The following is a 17,619-nucleotide window of genomic DNA, read 5'->3' as shown; positions in this document are numbered from 1 at the left end:
GTCGCTGCCGGCGAGGCAGCGATGGCGCCGCGCTGCCGTTCAGGCCAGCGGGTTAATGATGGTGCGGCAGCGGATAAACGTCGTTTCCGCATCCAGCGCGGCGGCCAGCGTCGGCGAGGGCACCTTGTCGAGGTCGGTCACCACATAGCCCATCTGGCCATGCGTCTGCAGGTGCTGGGCCACGATGTTGACCCCGTCGCGCGCCAGCAGCGTATTGAGCGCGGCGAGCGCGCCCGGCGCGTTGCCGTGCACGTTGAGCAGCCGCGCCGGCGACGTTAGCGGGCCGGGGCTCACCTCGGGGAAATTCACCGCGCCAATCGTGTCGCCCGTCCTGAGGAAGGCAATCAGCTTGGTGGCGACTTCCGTGCCGATATTTTCCTGCGCCTCCTCCGTGCTGCCGCCGATATGCGGCGTCAGGATCGCGTTGGGCACGCCCTGCAGCGGGCTGGTGAAGCGGTCAGCGTTGGTCTTGGGCTCTTCGGGGAAGACGTCGATCGCCAGGCCGGCGATATGGTTGTCATCGCACGCCGCGCGCAGCGCTTCGATATCCACCACGGTGCCGCGCGACGCATTGATCAGGATCGCGCCACGCCGGAACTGCCGGAGCACGTCGGCATCGATCATCTTCTTGGTCTGCGCGGTGGCCGGCACGTGCAATGTCACGATGTCGGCCTGCGACACCGCATCCGCCAGCGAGCGCGCCGCGCGCGCCGAGCCCAGCGACAGCTTGGCCTGCACATCGTAGTACACCACGCGCATGCCCATGGCTTCTGCCAGCACGCCAACCTGCGAGCCGATATTGCCGTAGCCGATGATGGCGATGGTCTTGCCGCGCGCCTCGAACGACCCGCTTGCGCCCTTGGCCCATTTGCCGGCATGCGCCAGCGCGTTTTTCTCCGGAACGCGGCGCAGCAGCAGGATCGCCTCCGCGATAACCAGCTCGGCCACGGAACGCGTATTGGAGAACGGCGCGTTGAACACCGGCATGCCGGCGCGGGCTGCGGCGTCGAGGTCTACCTGCGAGGTGCCGATGCAAAAGCAGCCAATGGCCACGAGGTGCTTGGCGGCTTCGATTTCAGCGGCGCCAAGGTGCGTGGCGGAGCGAATGCCGAGAATCTGGTGGGCCGCGGGAGCGCGATGCAGTTCGTCGCCAGCGAGCGCGCCGGTGCGGCGCTCGACGGTGACATGCGCTTCCTTGAAGCGCTCAACGGCGGTGTCATGGATGTTTTCAAGCAGCAGTGCTGAGGTCATGGCGATTGGGTGATGGCGGCGAAGGCGCGAGGTGGGTGCGGCAGCGCGAGGGCATGCGCAAGGTGAGACGTACGCTGCCATGGTAACGCAGGCAGCGCTGCCCGGCCGAACACCCACATTGCCGCCAATGGCAAATCCGCCGCGCCCGGGACGAGGCTCGCTAGGGAAAGCCCCCGGATTGACCGGCGAATCAACGGCTCCTACAATTAATCGGAATGTTATTCCGTCTAATAGAACAAGTAGGCGCACCAACTTCGGAAGAGCGACCCGCCGCCCCGAGAGCTGGCGTGAGCCACGCATAGCGAACACCGGACACCGGACACCGGACACCAGTCAGACATCAATGGAGACAGCCATGTACCACCGCCTTTGCGCCAGCCTTGCCCTGGCAACCCTTAGCGTGGCCACTACCTATGCCCACGGCGGCACCTGGCCCGACAAGCCGGTGCGCATCGTTGTGCCATACACCGCCGGTGGCACCACCGATTTCGTGGCCCGTCAGGTGGCGCAGAAGCTGACCGAAAGCACTGGCAAGTCGTTCTTCGTGGAGAACAAGCCCGGCGCCAGCGGCACCATCGGCACGCTGCAGGTGGCACGTTCCGCGCCCGATGGCTACACGCTGCTGGCCAACGACACCACGTACACCATGCTGCCGTCGCTGTTCAAGGCGCTGCCCTGGGACTACAACAACGACCTGGTGCCGGTGACCACGATTGCGCAGACGCCGGTGATCCTGATCGTGCCCGCGAGCTCGAAGTTCAAGACGCTGCAGGAACTGATCGACTTCGCCAGGCAAAACCCGGGCAAGCTGAACTTCGGCTCGGGCGGCGCCGGCAGCTCCACCCACTTGTCCGCCGAGGTCTTCAAGAAGGACGCCAGGATATCGATCACGCATATCCCGTACAAGGGCGCGGGCGATGCGCTGATGGGGCTGATCGGCAACAACGTGGATATCCTGATCACCGCCACGCCAACCGCGGTGCCGCAGATCAAGGGCGGCAAGGCCCGCGCGCTGGCGGTCACGGGCGCCGCGCGCGTGCCCGCGCTGCCGGACGTGCCGACCTTTGCCGAAGCTGGCCTCAAGGACTACAAGGTCATCAACTGGTTTGGCCTGGCGGCGCCCAAAGGCACGCCCCCTGCGCTGGTCGCCAAGCTGCAGGCGGAGGTGCACAAGAGCGTGAACAGCCCGGAGGTGAAGGAGCGCCTGGCCAGCATGGGCGCCCAGCCGGGCGGCATTGCGCCTACGGAATTCGCCAGGCGCATCAAGGACGACACCGCGCTGTGGAGCCAGGTGGCAAAATCCGCCGATGTGAAGGCCGAGTAAATGGGCAAGCGCCGCCATTGCGCGGCGCCAGGACAACAAGGAACGAACATGTACTTCAGAACGGTGCCCCGGGAGATATCCCTCCAGGTCTTCACAGCAATGCCCGCGCATTTGCGCAAGACTGGCGTGCGCTCCGAGTGGGCTGATGCCAACAAGGGCGGGGCCTGCATCGACAGCTTCCTGGAGGGGCCGGTATTCGACCCCGCGGGCAACCTGTACGTGACGGACATTCCGTTCGGGCGCATCCTGCGCATCTCGCCGGCCGGGGAATGGTCGCTGGTCGCCGAGTACAAGGGCGAGCCCAATGGCATGAAGTTCCTGAACGCGCGCGAACTGGTGGTGGCGGACTATCGCAACGGCCTGTTGCGCGTCAACGTGGACACGGGCGAGGTGACCACCTTGCTGGGACGGCGCAACGCGGAGCAGTTCAAGGGCGTGAACGACCTCGTGATCTCCCGTAATGGCGACTTGTATTTCACCGACCAGGGCCAGACCGGCCTGCACGATCCCACGGGCCGCGTCTACCGCCTGCGTGCCGGCGGGCAGCTGGACCTGCTGCTGGGCAATGTGCCCAGCCCCAACGGCCTGGCGCTGTCCTGCGACGAGAAGGTGCTGTTCGTTGCGGCCACGCGCGGCAATTGCGTGTGGCGCGTGCCGTTGCAGGCCGACGGCAGCGTGTCGAAGGTAGGGCAGTTCTTTAGCTTCTACGGCACCAGCGGCCCCGACGGCATGGCCATCGACAGCCGTGACCGGCTGTTTGTGGCGCATGCCAGCCTGGGCTGCGTGTGGGTGCTGAGCAAGCGCGGCGAGCCCGAGGCGATCCTCGCCAGCCCGGCGGGCGCAACCACCACCAACCTGGCGTTTCAGCCCGCCGTTGAGCCGGGGCAGCCGCGCAAGGTGTTTGTGACCGAATCGGAAACGGGGACGATCCTGTTCGCGGATCTGGACGAGGCCGGGCTGGGCGCTTGATCCCGTTGCGGCCCGCGCTTGTCACTTCGGTGGCAGCAGGTCTTGCAGGTCCCGCAGGGTTGCCGCGGTAGCGGGGGCCGCAGGTGCGGAGACAGGAGGCGCGGAGACGGGTGGCGCCGGGCGGGCCTGGCTGATCGTATTCGTGCTGCCACCGGCGGCATGCGGCACGGCAGCCGGGTCGAGCCGGCCATTCTGGCCCAGCGCGATCTGCGCGCAGCCGGTGAGGAAGCCATCTTTCTTCAGGCTGTTGGTGATGTCGATCGCCAGGACTGCAGCGCGCTCCTCGATCGGGATGAGGGTGCCGCCGCGGCTGAACGTGTACTTGCCTTTCCACACCGCGCGGTTCTGCCTGACATCCGTCAGCGTCGTGCCATAGTTGATTGACAGGCGGCCGCCGGACGCGTTGACCACGCCCCCGCCGTTGGCGATGGTCAGCACCGTATCGGCGGCGAACGTACGCATCCTGCCGGTCAGCGCGGTCGAGTCCAGCTCCAGCCCCGAGATCTCGTCGTACGCCGATTCCACGCCGCACTGCCGGGTGACCTCGCGGAACTTGGCCGCGAACGCCGCGGAGAAGTCGCTGTTCCAACCCATGCCGGTAGTGCCCAGCACATACATGCGGGTGGGCTTGCCGGTGTAGTCGCTGGCGCGGCTGGTCACGCCGACGGTGGTCGGCGCGCAGCCGCCCAGCAGCATAGACGCCACGGCCAGCGCGGCGGGGGTGCTATTTCGATATCGGTTTCCCATGTCTTGTGCCCTGAGAGAAATGGCGAGGCGAGCGGCTGCGGCCGGCGCGCGCTTGTTACTTCGTGTATGAAAAGTAATAGGGACTGGTGGCGGATCGCATGACATAGCGTCCGTCGGCCTCGGTCAGCCGATAGCACGTTTGCATCGCGCTGAAACTCGGGTTGGCCATCTCCAGGCAGACTTGGTTGGCTTCCGGCTCGATGCGGTAGCGCCCGGACGAATAGCCGCGGCTGACGGAATTGGTCACATCCAGGCTGCCGCTTTCCCTGACCTGCATCCAGAGCGTAATGCCGGAAGGCGCGATGGCATTGATCCTGCCAAGATGCGTGAAATGGCTGGCCAGCTCGACCCCGGTCAGTTGCCTGCCCTGCGGGCCGGCCGCAGGCCGGGCCGGGGCGTAGGCCGTGGCGCCCTGGCCAGGCTGCCCAGGCTGGCCAGGCGGGAGCGCCATGGCAGGCGGGGCGGTGGATGCCGTCTCGCTACGGAATTTCTGCAGCGCCAGCGCGGACCGTGCCGGCACCTCGCTGATCCATTGCGCGGGAATGGCAAAATTGATGTTCTGCGCGTCGGTCCGCATCAGGTAGGTAATGCCGACGAGTTGCCCGTCCGTGTTGAACAGGCCGCCACCGCTGGAGCCTGGGGAGATCGGGGCGGTGGTCTGCAGGCGGACGATGCGGTCGCGCTCGTCCTTGTTCAGCGAGGAGAGCAGGCCATCGCTCAGCGTCAGCTCGTAGCCGCGCGGCGCGCCGATGGCGTAGACCTTCTGCCCCACCTTGAGCGCGGCCAGCGGCGCGATCTTTACCGCCGGGGCGGTGAGGCCCTTGGCGCGCAGGATGCACAGGTCGCGCTCGACATCGGCATGCACCAGGCTGGCGCCGTAGGTGACTTTCTCGCGCCGGATGCTGATGGACTTGCCGCTCTTGAGCACGTGGCAGTTGGTGACCAGCTCCTCCGGCCCGATCACCACCGAGCTGCCCAGGCCGAACCGCGTGCCTTGCGCGTCAAAGACGGATACCACCCAGATGCTGGGCGATTCCCGCTCATAGAGTTCGGCCGAATCCAGCGCCAGGCAATCCGTCGAGATGCCAAAAGCCAAACACGAAATAGCGAAGCTTCCCGCAATGTTCTGCGCCCGACCCATGATGTTCATTCTGGTGACTGGTTTCGCCGGATTCAGCCGCCATCCTGACGGTGCTGGCTGTCTGGTCTTTCCCGGCCAAAGCGGCCGGGCTGCTTATGATAAACGTTCCGGATGCCAAGCGGGCGGCCCGCTATTGCGGCCGCCGCGCTAAAGATTCCCGGTTGATGGCCGACAACATGGATGCTGGGAGGTGCGCCTTCCCGCTGGCTTCAATGCCAATCGTAGCTTCAACCGCAGCTTCGAACGTAGCTTCAATCTCAACCTCAACCTCAATCTCAACCTGGAAAACCGTTCAATGGATATTTCCCTCGTCAGTGCGGCTAGCAACTCGGGCGGCGATCCCGTGCCCACCATGATGCTGCGCAAGTCGCTGGACCTGCAGGCGCAGAGCGTGGCAACCCTGCTGGGCTCGATGCCGCAAGTCAGCGTCCCGGCCAGCAATCCCCCTCACCTTGGCCAGAGCATCGACATCAAGGTCTGATTCCGGCAATCCGATAACGGAGCTACCCGCGCCCGGGTTGACATCAAACGGGTGCGGGGGGCTAAACGGCGGAGCCGGGTGGCTGCGGCGCCAGTGCGAACGTCAGCCGCACGGTCGTCCCTTGCGCCGAAGAGCGCAGGTCCAGCGCCGCCCCGATGGCCTCGGCACGCCGGCGCATATTGCCCAATCCCCGTCCGTGCGCGGCAGCCTCGGGCGTAAAGCCGCGGCCGTTGTCGTGGATCTCGATGACCAGGGCTTGCTGGGCGGCATCATGGTGCGCCGAGACCCGGATAGCGCTGCCGCCGGCATGCTGCATGGCATTGGAAAACACCTCCAGCAACAGGTAGTGCAGCTCACGCACCCGCTGCGGCGTCAGGTCGTGCAGCGCCGGCAGGCGCGCCACCTGCCAGTCCACCCGCAATCCCGCCGCCTCCAGCCGCGGGCCAAGCCGGTAGCGCAGGTTGCCGAGTACGGTGGCCAGGTCGCCGCCGGTGTCCTGCAACGCATCGACGGATAGTTTCAGGGCATCCAGCGCATGCTGCAGCTGTTGCTGCAACGTGTGCGTGGAAGGGCTGCCGGAGCGCAGCATGGAGAGCATGCCCACCAGCTGGCTGCCGAGCCCGTCATGGATATCGCGCATGATCCTGCCGCGCTCCTGCAGGGTGGCCTGCTCGCGCTCCATCTCGCGGGAGTGGCGATACATCGCATGCAGTTCCTGCTCCTTGCGGGAGATCGCGCTGTCCAGCTTCTGGTTCAGCGCAGCCAGCATGCGTGTGGCGCGCGTGTAGCGGTCGACCAGCAGCCATCCCATGGTCAGGCTGAAAATCAGCGACACGTAGCGGGTGACGGAGGAGTCCCAGTAGGCATCCCCGATCCACCAGACATGGATCAAATCCAGCACCGAGATGAGCAGGGTGAGGCCAAGGGCGGCGGCAATCGCCGTGCGCTCACGCTCCGGACGCGTCACGGCGGCGCGGACCAGCACGGCCACGATCGACAGCGCCATCGCAACATTGACGACCACATTGGCCAGCACCATGGCGCGGGTGCTGTGTGCCGTCACCATCAGCGCGATCAGCGGAAGCTTGATGCTCAGGTAGAGCAGCAGCCCGCGGCGCAGCCAGCGCGCCTCCAGGCCGGTCACAACAATGGCGAACCTGGCGGTCGCGTACATGAAGACCGCCCGCCCGGCCAGCACCAGCGCGAGCCATGCATCGGGCGCGCCGGCATCGTCGGAAACGAAGTACTCGGCCAGCCCGAAAGACCAGCCTAGCTCCGCGATGGCATATAACCCGAACAGGGGATCCCGCTGCCGCCACCACACCAGCGCCGCCAGGCACGCCAGCAGCACGCTGGCCGCTGCGATGACTATCGGGCCGATGACCTTGAACCAGAGCGCCCGCTGGTAGTGCGCCTCCACCAGTGCCGGCGCACCAAACTCCACGGGTGACAGGCCGCCGCGCGAGCTGGCGCTGGCAGCGATCGTGACAAGCAGCTCGTTCTCCGGGCGCAGCAGGTCAGCCGGCACCGGGATCAGCAACGGCTGCTGGCCGGCATAGGGTGCCGGGGCCGACAGGCTGCCAGCGTGGGCAAGGCGGCTGCCGTTGAGCCGCACCTCATAGCTATTGGCGGCCCGCTCGATGTACAGCGCGGCCATGCCCTGGCGGCCTGGCAAATCCGGGAAGCGCAGGAGAAATCGCGCGCCGCCGGTCTGGCCGGGACGGGACCGGTCCCAGTAGTAAGGCAGGCTGACGGTGGCCGGCGTGCCGTCGCCGGCGATCAAGGCTGCCTCGCCAAGGATTTGCAGCTGCCCGGCGGCAAGCGGTGATGAACCGGGCAAGGTGAGCAGCAGCCAGAGCACAAGCGCTAGCAGTGGCTTTGCGGTGAGCAGGGATTGGGGCAACAGGATGCGCGCCATCCGCAAGGGGGCGGTAGGCGGCGTGGCGGTGGCGCTGGCCGCCGCGTGGGGTATCACCATGAGCTGGTCTGGGGCTTGGCGCAAGGGTGCGGGATGATGGTTCCGCCGCGCCCATCGTAGCTTTGCGCCGGAGTTCGGTCAATCGCGCCGGCTGAGCGGCCCATCGCCGCGCCTTCAGGCGGGATGGGCCGGGCCTCACCCCACCTCGGCCGGCGCGGTCGCGGCGGCCCGGGAACTGGTGCCGCCCGCGGGCGAAGACACCCGTTTCAGGCGTGGGGCGTGTGCCGCCTCGGCATGGTTGCCCATAACCTCCAGGCGCAGCAGGATGATGGGCACGGACACCAGGGCGCGTTCCAGCGTGACCAGCAACTGCCCGGCCCGCATTTGCGGCATCCGGATCTCGAAGCTCAGCATGCACTTGATTGGCGGCAGGCCGAGCGGCATCTGCCGCTCGTTGGACGGGTACTGGCCGCAGTCGCTGGCGGCGCAGCGCATGGCCACGCGTACGGCGGGTGCATCGTCAAGCCGCGCGATCACGCTCAGGCGATACAGGCGCCACCGCTGGACGGGCGGCGCAAGGTTGACGGCTTTCATGGCAGGTCTCCTTTGTCTTTCGACACGAGGCAATCGAAGCTGGTGCGCCCGGCCGTGGCCGGGGCGCGCCGGGCCGTTAAAGCGCGGGCCGCAAGCCGGTGGAAAGTTGCAGCTCCACCGTGGCGCCCGCCAGGTCCGCCTGGGCCTGGAGGTAGTCGAGGTAGGTCTCGTCCGCGGTGCGTTGCGCATCGAGCAGTTCCAGCAGGGAGGCAGAGCCCTGGCGGTACGACTGGCGCATGCCGTCCAGCACCCTGTCGGCGTCGGCGATCACCGAGTCGCGGTAGCGTTGCAGGTTGTCCTGCGCAGCCTGGAACGCGATGAGCGCGTTGCGCACGTCGACCTCGGTTTTCAGCTCGGCCTCGCGCAGGGCCAGCATGGCCTGCGTGACCTCCGACTCCGCCTGGATCAGCTCGCCGCGCTGCAGCCGCGATAGGGGCAGGGGAATCGATACCGACACGCCCAGCATGCGCGAGCGCGCCGTGGCGTCGCCGTTGGGCTGGCCCTCGTCGTCCGTGGTGCCGCGCACGCCGGGGGTCATGGTCATCGCGAAGCTCACGCTGGGATCCACCCAGCGGTTGGCGCGCGCCAGTCCCGACTTGTCGCGGGCATTCTCCAGCGTGGCGCGGGCGATCCGGACCTCGTCGCGCGCTTCCATCGCCTGGGCGATCAGCGCGCCGCTGTCGGTGCCAGGATCATAGGGCTGGAACTCGCAAGCCAGCGGCGCGTTGCCGAAGGCCTCGGCCACGCGCACGCCAAGCTGGATGGACAGCTTTTGCATGGCGGCCTGCGCGGCGGCGCGCGCCGATTTCACCTCGGCGGTGAAGCGGTCACGCTCGACCCGCGATTGCGACAGCTCCAGGCCACCGATGTCGCCCGCCTTGCGGCGGATCTCGTTGGCGCGTACCACGTTGGACAGAGCGGACAGCGTTGATTCCTGCCGGACCAGGGCCTCGCGGCTGTGGCAGGCTTCGACAAAGGCTGTGGCGGATTCCTGGTACAGCGTGTGCTTGAAGCCCTGCAGGTTCGCCTCGGTCAGGCGCAGGTTGCTCTCGGCGGCGCGGATGCGCGCGCTGCGCTTGCCGCCCAGCTCGATGGGGATCTCGATTTCGAACTCATGGGTGCGCGGCGGCTTGGGCGACACCGCGCGGCTGGTCTCGATGCTGCCACGACCGTACTTGAGCACCGGGTCCGGGCGCACGCCGGCGATCGATATCTCGGCTTGGGCGCCGCGGATGGTTTCCTGCTGCGCGGACAGGCCGATGTTCTGCCGCTCCACCGTGTCGAGATAGGAGGAGAAGCGGACCGGTGCGCGGGCCGTGGCGGTGGCGGTGGCGGGCGCGTCCTGCGCCCAGGATGCGGATGCCGCCAGCATCGACGTTGCCAGGAAGAGGTGGCGCAGGGCGGGTGCCGCTAGCAAGTTCTTGTCTTTGATTTGCATGGGATTCTCCTCAGGCCTGGCCGGCGGCGCTGGTTGCCGCCGCGTCGCCTTCGGCATCGGTTTCCGACCCCCTGGCCGCTTGCGCCGCACGCTCCGCGCGGGCTTCAACCAGGTAGTAAAGGGCGGGCAGCAACAGCAGGGTCAGCAAGGTGGCGGTAAAGAGCCCGCCAACCACCACGGTGGCCAACGGCCGCTGCACATCACTGCCGAGACCTCGCGCCAGCATCGCCGGTGTGAGCCCGATGGCGGCCACGGTGGCGGTCATCAGCACCGGACGCATGCGGCTTGCCGCGCCTTCGATCACGGCTTCGCGCAGGCTCAAGCCGTTCTGCGCGCGCAGCCGGTTGATCTGCGAGATCATCAGCACGCCGTTGAGCACGGCTACGCCAAACAGGGCGATAAAGCCCACCGCGCTGGATACGTTCAGCGTCATGCCGCGCAGATGCAGCGCAGCCAGGCCGCCGATGGTGGCCAGGGGCACCGCCAGCAGCACAAGCGCCGGCTGGCGCAGGTTGCGGAATTCGGCAAAGAGCAGCACGAACATCAGCGCCAGCGTCATCGGCAGGATGATGGCGAGCCGTGCCTGCGCACGTTCCAGGTTCTCGAACTGGCCGCCCCATTCGATCTGGATGCGCTTGTGGTCGTAGGACACGGCGCGCTCGATGGCGGGCTGGGCCTCCTTGAGGAAGCCGGACAGGTCGCGGTCACGCACGTTCAGGCGCACGATGATGTGGCGGCGTGCCATCTCGCGCACGATCACGCTTTCGCCGGACACGGTGCTGATGCGTGCGACCTGCGCCAGCGGCACCTTGGCGCCATTGGCCGCGGTCAGCATCAGGTCGCCCACGCCAGATGCGCTGGCACGCATGGCCGGCGGGAAGCGCACCGTCATGTCGTAGCTCTTCTCACCCACATAGAGCTGGCCAACCGGCGATCCACCGATGCCGGTGGAGATCAGCTCGGCCACGTCGGCTGCGTTGATGCCGTAGCGTGCGGCGGCGGCGCGGTCCAGGTCGATCTTCAGGTTGGGCAGCGGAGGCTCCACGTCGATTGCCACATCCGCGGCGCCAGGCACGCCGCGCAGCGCGGTGGCCACTTCGCCGGCAATGCGGCGCACGTCGCCCAGGTTCTCGCCGAACACCTTGACCACCAGGTCGCTATGGGCGCCGGAAAGCTTGTCCTGCACCCCGTCGATCATCGGCTGCATGAAGCCCACCGAGTAGCCTGGCATCTGCGCGTAGCGCGCCGCCAGCTTGTCGATCAGCTGCTGCTTGGTCATGCCCGAGGCCCACGTCTTGTACGGATGCAGGCCAACGCTGGCCTCGATATGCGAGGGCGTCCAGTAGTCGGTGCCGTCATCGTTGCGGCCGGTCTGCGTCACCACGTAGGAGACTTCCGGGAACTCGCGGGTTACCCGGCGCAGCTCGCTGGCCATGCCGGAGGCGCGCTCCAGGGTGATGCCGGGCGGCATCTGCACCTGCAGCCACAGCGAGCCTTCATCCAGGTACGGCAGGAAGTCGCGCCCGATGGTGGCGCCAAGCGCCAGCACGCAGGCGAGCGCCAGCGCGCAGCTGGCGGCCACCCAGCGGATGCGGCCAATGCCGCGCTCCAGCGCCGCGCGGTAACGCACGCCCAGCCAGTCCAGCACAGGGTTGTGGAACACGTGGCGCGGCTTGCGCATGGCAATCCAGGCCAGCCCCGGCACCAGCGCCAGCGCAACGATCAAGGCGCCGATCAACGCCGCGCCAACCGCGAACGCCATCGGCGAGAACAGCTTGTACTCGATGCGCTCGAATGAGAACAAGGGCAGGTAGGCCGCAACGATCACCAGCATGCCGAAGAACATCGGCCGTGCCACCTGCAAGGTGGCCTCGATGGCGTCGCGCGGGGTGAGCGCGCGGTCCTTGTCCTGCTCGCGCCGGCGCAGGATGTTCTCCACCAGCACCACCGCGCCATCCACCAGGATGCCGAAGTCGATCGCGCCCAGGCTCAGCAGGTTGGCCGGGATGCGCAGGTGATACATGAAGACAAAGGCGATCAGCAGCGAGAGCGGAATCGTCAGCGCCACGATCAGCGCCGCGCGCGGGCTGCCCAGGAACAGCAACAGCACGATGCCCACCAGCAGCATGCCTTCGGTCAGCGTGAAGCCCACCGTGCGCATGGTGGCGTCAATCAGCGAGGTGCGGTCGAGGTAGGCGACCACCTTCACGTCCTTGGGCAGCAGGTTGTCGTTCAGGTCCCGCACCGCCTCGTGCACGCCCGCAAGCGCTTCCGATGCGTTGAAATCCTTGAGCAGCAGCGTGATGCCGGAGATCGTGTCGGGGTTGTCGTCCTTGCCCAGGATGCCGCGCCGCTCCACGTTGCCGTAGCGCAGCGTGCCGAGGTCCTTGACCAGCACGGGGGTGCCGTCCTTGCTCGTGACCACCACGTTGCCCATGTCGTCGAGCGAGCGCAGCAGGCCCACGCCACGCACCACGTACGATTGTTCGCCGCGGTCGATGACGCTGCCGCCCGCATTGACGTTGTTGGCGTTGAGCGCCTCGGTGACCTGCGTCAGCGTCAGGTTGTACTGCGTCAGCCGCGCCGGGTCGAGTTCCAGCATGAACTGCGTGGTGAGCCCGCCGAAATTGGTCACGTCGACCACGCCGCGCACCTTCTTCAGGCGCGGGATCACGGTCCATGTTTGCAGCTCGGATAGCTCGCGCAGGTCGCGCGTCGTGGACTCCAGTGTGTAGCGGTAGAACTCCCCGGTAGGCGAGGTGTACGGGTCCAGCCCCGGCTTGGCATCGTAGGGCAGGTCGACCTCGTTCAGCCGTTCCTGCAGGCGCTGGCGCGCCCAGTAGCCGTCGGTGCCATCCTCGAATACCACGGTGATCAGCGACAGCGCGAACAGGCTGCGGGTGCGCAGCACATGCATGCCGGGGGTGGCCAGCAGCGCGCGCTCAAGCGGAATGGTGATCTGCTGCTCGATTTCCTCCGCGCCGAGCCCTGGCACCTGGGTTACGATTTGCGACGTAACGTCGGCAATGTCCGGATAGGCCTCCACGGGCAGCTGCTTCCAGCTGTAGGCGCCGTACAGCGCCACCAGCGCAAAGACCAGCCAGACGATGGCGCGCCGGTTGAAGCATAGGGTGACGAGGCGGTCAATCATGTAGCAGCACTCCGTTTTTCACGACGATGCGTTCGCCGGCCTTGAGCCCGGCCAGGATCTCGACTTGCCCGTCGGCATGCGCGCCCGTGGTGACCACGCGCGGCTCGAAACGCAGCGGGGCTTTCTCCACCAGCACGCGCGTGTAGAGCCCGCTTTGCAGCAGCGCGGTGGGCGGCACCAGCAGTGCCGCATGCTTTTCGCCCGCGAAGGTCACCTTGGCAAAGAGGCCGGGGCGATAGCGTCCGTCCGCGTTGTCGATGGCCACGCGGACCTTGACGGTGCGGGTGTCGGGGTCGAGGATCTCGCCGATGTAGCGGACCTTGCCGGTCACGGGCTTGCCGGGGTAGGCGTTGAGCAGGATCTCGGCGGGCTGGCCGACGAAGATCGAGGCGATGTCTTTCTCCGACACGCTGGCCGCGAGGTAGACCGTGGACAGGTCGGCCACCGTCATGACCGGTGCGCCGTTGTCGTTCCAGAAGCCGCCCTGCGCGCCTTCGAGCTCGATCACCCGGCCGGCCAGCGGCGCGTGCATGGTGTACTGGCGGTGCGATTGCGGCGCGGTGCCGGCGCCAAGCTGCGCGAGCTGGGCGGCCGTGGTCACGGCGTCGCTGTTGGCTTGCGCGTAGGCCAGCTGGGCTTGTTCATAGTCCTTGCGTGCCGCGATTTCCGCGTCGAACAGGGTGCGTTGGCGCTCCAGGTTCAGCTTGGCTTCAAGGAGCGCCGCGCGCGCCTTGCTGGCCTCACCCTGAGCCGCGCTCAGCTCGGCGGAATCCAGCGTGAAGAGCGGGTCTCCCTTGCGCACTGTGTCGCCCAGGGCAGCGTGCAGGCGAACGATGCGCCCGGGCATTGGCGGCACGATCTTGACCAGCTTGGCGGCATCGGGCTCGATCGAGCCCGGTACCTCGATGGGACGCTCCAGCGCTTGCTCGACGAGGGTCTGCACCTGCAACTGCGTGCGCAATGGCGAGGCCTCGGGCACCGTGATGAAGTTGCCCTCGCGGACCGGTTCGGTACTGTGCTTGGGCGTGTTGGCGATGGCGCCAGACAGGCTGGCGCCATCGCAGCCGGCCAGTGCGAGACATGCCGCGCAGACGGCGGCGAGCGCAAGGCCTGGCTGCCGGCGCAGCGGCAAGCTTTGGCGGGTGGTGGGCGTTTGCATGGATTTTTCTCCTCGGTCGGTGCACTTGCCGTGGCGGCAGCCAGGACAGGGGCACCGCTTGTTGCCGGTGCGTCGTCGGTGGAATCGCAGGTTCAGGATCCACCGACGACAGGATTCGACAGGCGTGACGCATCCCCGGCGCTGCGGGGTGGCAAATCCACGCAGGTAACCGGTGATGGGCGAAAGCGCCCGCTTTGCTAACGGGGGAAGGCGGCGCGGAAGGCGGGGCGGGTCCGGCGCGCACGCGGCCGGGACGGCGCGAAACGCAATGGGAGCCTGGCGGGTCCAGGTAGCCGGTGCCGCGGCACCGGCAGGATGCCGGGCGCGGAATCAGGCCAGCTGGAACACGCCGTGCCTTCGGCGCTGCCTACTAGAAGGGTCTGGGTCCATGTTTTTCCTCAGGCAATCAGGGTGGATCTTGGCGGGCGGGCCTTGCGCTCAGGCCGCGGCTAACGCGCGCTCGGGCTGCGGCACGGTTTCCCAGCGCACGGCGCGAACCAGCGGCTCCAGGCCAAGGCGCTGCACCAGCTTGACCATGCCGGGCCTGCCGCCCGGCTGGCAATGCACCAGCACACGCATCTCGACCAGCTCGCGGCGCTCGCACTGCCGGGTGCGCAGGCGCTGCAGCGAGAGGTCGCGCGCGGCCAGCTCCTGGCGGATCTGCCGCTCCAGCCGGGCGCCATAGTCATCCTTGCAGAGCAGCACCACCTGGAACAGCTGGGCGGCTGTGCCGCGGCTCGCCTGGGCGGCGCGGCGGTTGGGGGCCTGGGGGAGCATCCAGTTGAACAAACGCATATCCAGCTCCTTTCCTTCTCCTTGGGGTTATTCGAGCGCGCCGGCCGGAATGGCCCAGCGCACGAGGGAAACGCTCTTTTCCATGCTGATGCGGCTGACGATCTGCTCCAGCTTGCCTTCATGGCCGGGCGCGGCCAGCACATCGGCGCGGACTTCGATGTGTCCGCCAGCGGCGGTGTCCTCGCTGTGCAGCGACTGCAGCAGCAGGGCGGGCATTTCGGTCAGTGCATGCAGCAGCAAGCCGCGCACACGGATTTCTTCCTGGGCGGTGCATACCGTGGTGATGCGATAAACCATCTCCACTTCCGGCGCGGTGGCCGTGCCGTTGCGATTGATGCGCTGGCCCAGCATGCGCAGGCCAAAGTTGGCGCACAGGATGCAGGCGGTGCCGATGGCGGCTTCCAGCGCATGGCCAAGGCCGGCAAGCACGCCGACGGCGGCGGAGCACCACAGCGTGGCAGCGGTATTCAGGCCGCGCACGTTCAGGCCGTCGCGCATGATGACGCCGGCGCCGAGAAAGCCAATGCCCGAGACGACCTGCGCGGCAATGCGCGCATGCCCCTGCGGGTCAAACGTAAAGGCGGAAACCGAAACAAACAAGGCCGCGCCGGCGGCGACCAGCGCGTTTGTGCGCAGCCCTGCCATGCGCTGGCGCAGCTGCCGTTCGGTACCGATGCAAGCGCCCAGCGCCAGCGCTTCGAGCAAGCGCAGGGCAAATTCGTGCCACACCATGAGAACTCCCGTATTGAGCAGGAAGCACCGGTGAGTCTTGTGCAAATCGCGGGCAAGCACAGGCAGCGGCGTGCTGCAACGCAGGCGCGATCAGAAGAATGAAGCCGTATTCAAGAAGAGAGGCGGGACAGGACGTCTGGCCTCGAAAGCACCGTGCCGCAAGCGGGGCACGGTCGCTAGGGATACCGTGGCCCGTCAGGCGGAGGTGCCGATCCTGGATCGACTACTGTCGTCGGAACAAGTGCTCACTGGGTAGCCCTGGAATTAAGAACCCGCGTACTGTAGCGGCGCAAGTTGAATGGGTCAAGCACAAAACGGCGGATGCCTGCGATTAATCGATCTTGAAGGTTGAATGCATGTAGATTGCCTGAAAATCAATCGGACAAGTCTGAAAATAGATCAAGAAATTCCCGAATCAATTCATCGCATCGGAATATCTCGCGGCCTCATCTGGCGTGCCGCGAGATTGGCGCGTTGCGAGAGTCAGTGCGTCGGCGTCGGCGCCGGCACGGCAGCGCGCCGCGACCGCGCCGCCAGCACCTGGCTCAGGCCCAGCCCGCCCAGCGCCGCCGCGGCCGAGAACAGGAACACCGAGCCATAGCCCGCATGGCTGGCGATCACGCCGGCCACCGGGCCGGTCAGCCCCAGCGCCAGGTCCAGGAACAGCGCATAGGCGCCAAGCGCCGAGCCGCGGTTGCTCTGGGGCACCAGCTTGACCGCCTCCATGCCCAGCGACGGGAACACCAAGGCAAAGCCAAAGCCGGTGACGGCGGCGCCGATCAGCGCCTGCGCGGGTGTCGGCGCAAGCCAGATCAGGGCCAGGCCGGCGGCTTCCACGGCAAACGAGCACAGCGCCACCCGATAGCCGCCAAAGCGGCCGATGCTATCGGCCAGCAGCAGGCGCGCCACCACAAAGCTCACGCCCAGGCTGGTCAGCGCCAGCGCGGCATGGTCCCAGCCGTGGCTGGCGTAGTACAGCGTGACAAAGGCCGTGATGGCGCCAAAGCCCACCGAGCCCAGCGCCAGGCACAGGCCAAACGGCGTCATGTGGCGGAACACGGTGCGAAACGGCATGCGCGCGCCCTTTACCGTGGGCACCGCTGCCTTGCGCCGGGCCAGCGTGAACGCGGCCAGGGCCATGACGGTGGTGACGATGCCCAGCGAGGCAAAGCCCCAGCGCGCATCCAGCAGCACGCCAACCGGCGCGCCCAGCGCCAGCGCGCCGTAGGTGGTCATGCCATTCCACGAGATCACCTTGCCGGTATGGCGGGCGCCCACGTCGCCGATGCCCCAGGCAATGGTGCCGGTGGTCACCAGGCTCTCGCCCGCGCCCAGCATCAGCCGGCCGGCGAACAGCCACGCCAGGCTAAGCCAGCCGATCGACACGAACAGGCTGGACACCACGGCCAACAACCCGCTGGCGGCAACCAGCGTGAGCCCGAGCGTGACGGATTTCTTGGGACCCTGCAGGTCGCACAGGTTGCCGGCGTAGGCGCGGCTCAGCAGCGTGGCCAGGTACTGGATGCTGACCGCCAGCCCGGCCACGACCGTGCCATAGCCAAGATCGCCGTGGACGAAGCCGGGTACCACCGCCAGCGGCAGGCCGACCGTCAGGTAGGCAATGAAGTTGAAGAAGACGATGGCGACGATGCGCCGGTTGATGCTGCCTTGCTGATGTTCCCCGGATTCCGGGGCGGCGAGGGTCGTGCTGTTTGCGGACATGGCGATGCGAAGGCGAGTGTCTTGGCGCTGAAAGCGCAGAGCCCGGACAATGAACCGTGGCGCGCCATGCTTTGGGCGCGCGGGAGAGTGCGGTCTTGGGGCGAATGCGAAGCGGGTAGCGAAGGTGTGATGCGGGCGCTACTCGAGGCGGCGGGTCGATACGGCGGGGCGCAGGCGGTGGGCTGTCAGCATGAGCA

14 protein-coding genes are annotated in these 17,619 nt (G+C 67.2%); 3 read left to right on the top strand and 11 right to left on the bottom strand.

The genetic code is table 11. The features are described from left to right. Positions 1-39: 39 nt before the first annotated feature. Positions 40-1,251 carry a phosphoglycerate dehydrogenase gene (gene serA, locus AC07XB_RS30420; protein WP_174424696.1) on the bottom strand — a complete coding sequence of 404 codons (1,212 nt, stop codon included), beginning with the start codon at positions 1,249-1,251 and terminating at the stop codon, positions 40-42. A 355-nt stretch (positions 1,252-1,606) separates the two neighbouring features. Here serA and AC07XB_RS30415 point away from each other — a divergent pair, with 355 nt between their 5' ends. Next, positions 1,607-2,575, top strand: a complete 969-nt coding sequence (locus tag AC07XB_RS30415; RefSeq protein WP_492375690.1) for a Bug family tripartite tricarboxylate transporter substrate binding protein — start codon at positions 1,607-1,609, stop codon at positions 2,573-2,575. Between the two features lie 48 nt (positions 2,576-2,623). Next, positions 2,624-3,544 carry an SMP-30/gluconolactonase/LRE family protein gene (locus tag AC07XB_RS30410; protein WP_492375691.1) on the top strand — a complete coding sequence of 307 codons (921 nt, stop codon included), beginning with the start codon at positions 2,624-2,626 and terminating at the stop codon, positions 3,542-3,544. Positions 3,545-3,565: 21 nt separating this feature from the next. Here AC07XB_RS30410 and AC07XB_RS30405 read toward each other — a convergent pair whose 3' ends face one another. Both AC07XB_RS30405 and AC07XB_RS30400 read right to left on the bottom strand, forming a co-directional pair. Further along, positions 3,566-4,291 (bottom strand): hypothetical protein, encoded by a 726-nt coding sequence (locus tag AC07XB_RS30405; RefSeq protein ID WP_492831140.1) that lies wholly within the window; start codon positions 4,289-4,291, stop codon positions 3,566-3,568. A gap of 55 nt (positions 4,292-4,346) precedes the next feature. Then, positions 4,347-5,441, bottom strand: coding sequence for a S1C family serine protease (locus tag AC07XB_RS30400; RefSeq protein ID WP_492831141.1), 1,095 nt, complete (start codon positions 5,439-5,441; stop codon positions 4,347-4,349). Positions 5,442-5,622: 181 nt separating this feature from the next. On the opposite strand from AC07XB_RS30400, the gene AC07XB_RS30395 reads away from it, so the two are divergent. Further along, on the top strand, positions 5,623-5,913 hold the full coding sequence (locus AC07XB_RS30395) for a YjfB family protein (RefSeq protein WP_492376768.1): 291 nt from the start codon (positions 5,623-5,625) through the stop codon (positions 5,911-5,913). Positions 5,914-5,974: 61 nt separating this feature from the next. Here AC07XB_RS30395 and AC07XB_RS30390 read toward each other — a convergent pair whose 3' ends face one another. The 8 genes from AC07XB_RS30390 to AC07XB_RS30355 all read right to left on the bottom strand — a co-directional run bounded on the left by AC07XB_RS30390 (position 5,975) and on the right by AC07XB_RS30355 (position 17,422). Beyond that, positions 5,975-7,891, bottom strand: a complete 1,917-nt coding sequence (locus AC07XB_RS30390) for a sensor histidine kinase (protein WP_492831142.1) — start codon at positions 7,889-7,891, stop codon at positions 5,975-5,977. A gap of 135 nt (positions 7,892-8,026) precedes the next feature. After that, positions 8,027-8,425: a hypothetical protein gene (locus AC07XB_RS30385; RefSeq protein WP_492376770.1), complete on the bottom strand. Its 399-nt coding sequence runs from the start codon at positions 8,423-8,425 to the stop codon at positions 8,027-8,029. Between the two features lie 76 nt (positions 8,426-8,501). Further along, positions 8,502-9,863 (bottom strand): TolC family protein, encoded by a 1,362-nt coding sequence (locus tag AC07XB_RS30380; RefSeq protein WP_492831143.1) that lies wholly within the window; start codon positions 9,861-9,863, stop codon positions 8,502-8,504. A gap of 10 nt (positions 9,864-9,873) precedes the next feature. Continuing rightward, positions 9,874-13,014: an efflux RND transporter permease subunit gene (locus AC07XB_RS30375; RefSeq protein WP_492376659.1), complete on the bottom strand. Its 3,141-nt coding sequence runs from the start codon at positions 13,012-13,014 to the stop codon at positions 9,874-9,876. Further along, complete coding sequence (locus AC07XB_RS30370) at positions 13,007-14,173, bottom strand: efflux RND transporter periplasmic adaptor subunit (protein WP_492831144.1); 1,167 nt, start codon at positions 14,171-14,173, stop codon at positions 13,007-13,009. Before AC07XB_RS30370 ends, AC07XB_RS30375 begins: the two co-directional genes overlap by 8 nt. A gap of 438 nt (positions 14,174-14,611) precedes the next feature. Further along, positions 14,612-14,968 (bottom strand): hypothetical protein, encoded by a 357-nt coding sequence (locus tag AC07XB_RS30365; RefSeq protein WP_492376661.1) that lies wholly within the window; start codon positions 14,966-14,968, stop codon positions 14,612-14,614. Between the two features lie 27 nt (positions 14,969-14,995). Beyond that, positions 14,996-15,697 (bottom strand): MgtC/SapB family protein, encoded by a 702-nt coding sequence (locus AC07XB_RS30360; protein ID WP_463322600.1) that lies wholly within the window; start codon positions 15,695-15,697, stop codon positions 14,996-14,998. A 486-nt stretch (positions 15,698-16,183) separates the two neighbouring features. Beyond that, entirely contained in the window at positions 16,184-17,422 is a 1,239-nt protein-coding gene (locus AC07XB_RS30355) for an MFS transporter (RefSeq protein ID WP_492831145.1), read from the bottom strand. Positions 17,423-17,619 lie beyond the last annotated feature (197 nt).

Source organism: Cupriavidus sp. GW821-FHT02F09 (genome assembly GCF_059421605.1).
The sequence above is the reverse complement of the archived record's forward strand: the minus strand, read 5'-3'. Positions and strand labels throughout refer to the sequence as shown.

Coding starts and splice junctions, on each gene's coding strand:
- AC07XB_RS30365 (WP_492376661.1), bottom strand. CDS start 14,968: ATGCGTTTGTTCAACTGGATGCTCCCCCAGGCCCCCAACCGCCGCGCC.
- AC07XB_RS30355 (WP_492831145.1), bottom strand. CDS start 17,422: ATGTCCGCAAACAGCACGACCCTCGCCGCCCCGGAATCCGGGGAACAT.
- AC07XB_RS30370 (WP_492831144.1), bottom strand. CDS start 14,173: ATGCAAACGCCCACCACCCGCCAAAGCTTGCCGCTGCGCCGGCAGCCA.
- AC07XB_RS30385 (WP_492376770.1), bottom strand. CDS start 8,425: ATGAAAGCCGTCAACCTTGCGCCGCCCGTCCAGCGGTGGCGCCTGTAT.
- AC07XB_RS30405 (WP_492831140.1), bottom strand. CDS start 4,291: ATGGGAAACCGATATCGAAATAGCACCCCCGCCGCGCTGGCCGTGGCG.
- AC07XB_RS30380 (WP_492831143.1), bottom strand. CDS start 9,863: ATGCAAATCAAAGACAAGAACTTGCTAGCGGCACCCGCCCTGCGCCAC.
- AC07XB_RS30410 (WP_492375691.1), top strand. CDS start 2,624: ATGTACTTCAGAACGGTGCCCCGGGAGATATCCCTCCAGGTCTTCACA.
- AC07XB_RS30390 (WP_492831142.1), bottom strand. CDS start 7,891: ATGGTGATACCCCACGCGGCGGCCAGCGCCACCGCCACGCCGCCTACC.
- AC07XB_RS30375 (WP_492376659.1), bottom strand. CDS start 13,014: ATGATTGACCGCCTCGTCACCCTATGCTTCAACCGGCGCGCCATCGTC.
- AC07XB_RS30400 (WP_492831141.1), bottom strand. CDS start 5,441: ATGAACATCATGGGTCGGGCGCAGAACATTGCGGGAAGCTTCGCTATT.
- AC07XB_RS30415 (WP_492375690.1), top strand. CDS start 1,607: ATGTACCACCGCCTTTGCGCCAGCCTTGCCCTGGCAACCCTTAGCGTG.
- serA (WP_174424696.1), bottom strand. CDS start 1,251: ATGACCTCAGCACTGCTGCTTGAAAACATCCATGACACCGCCGTTGAG.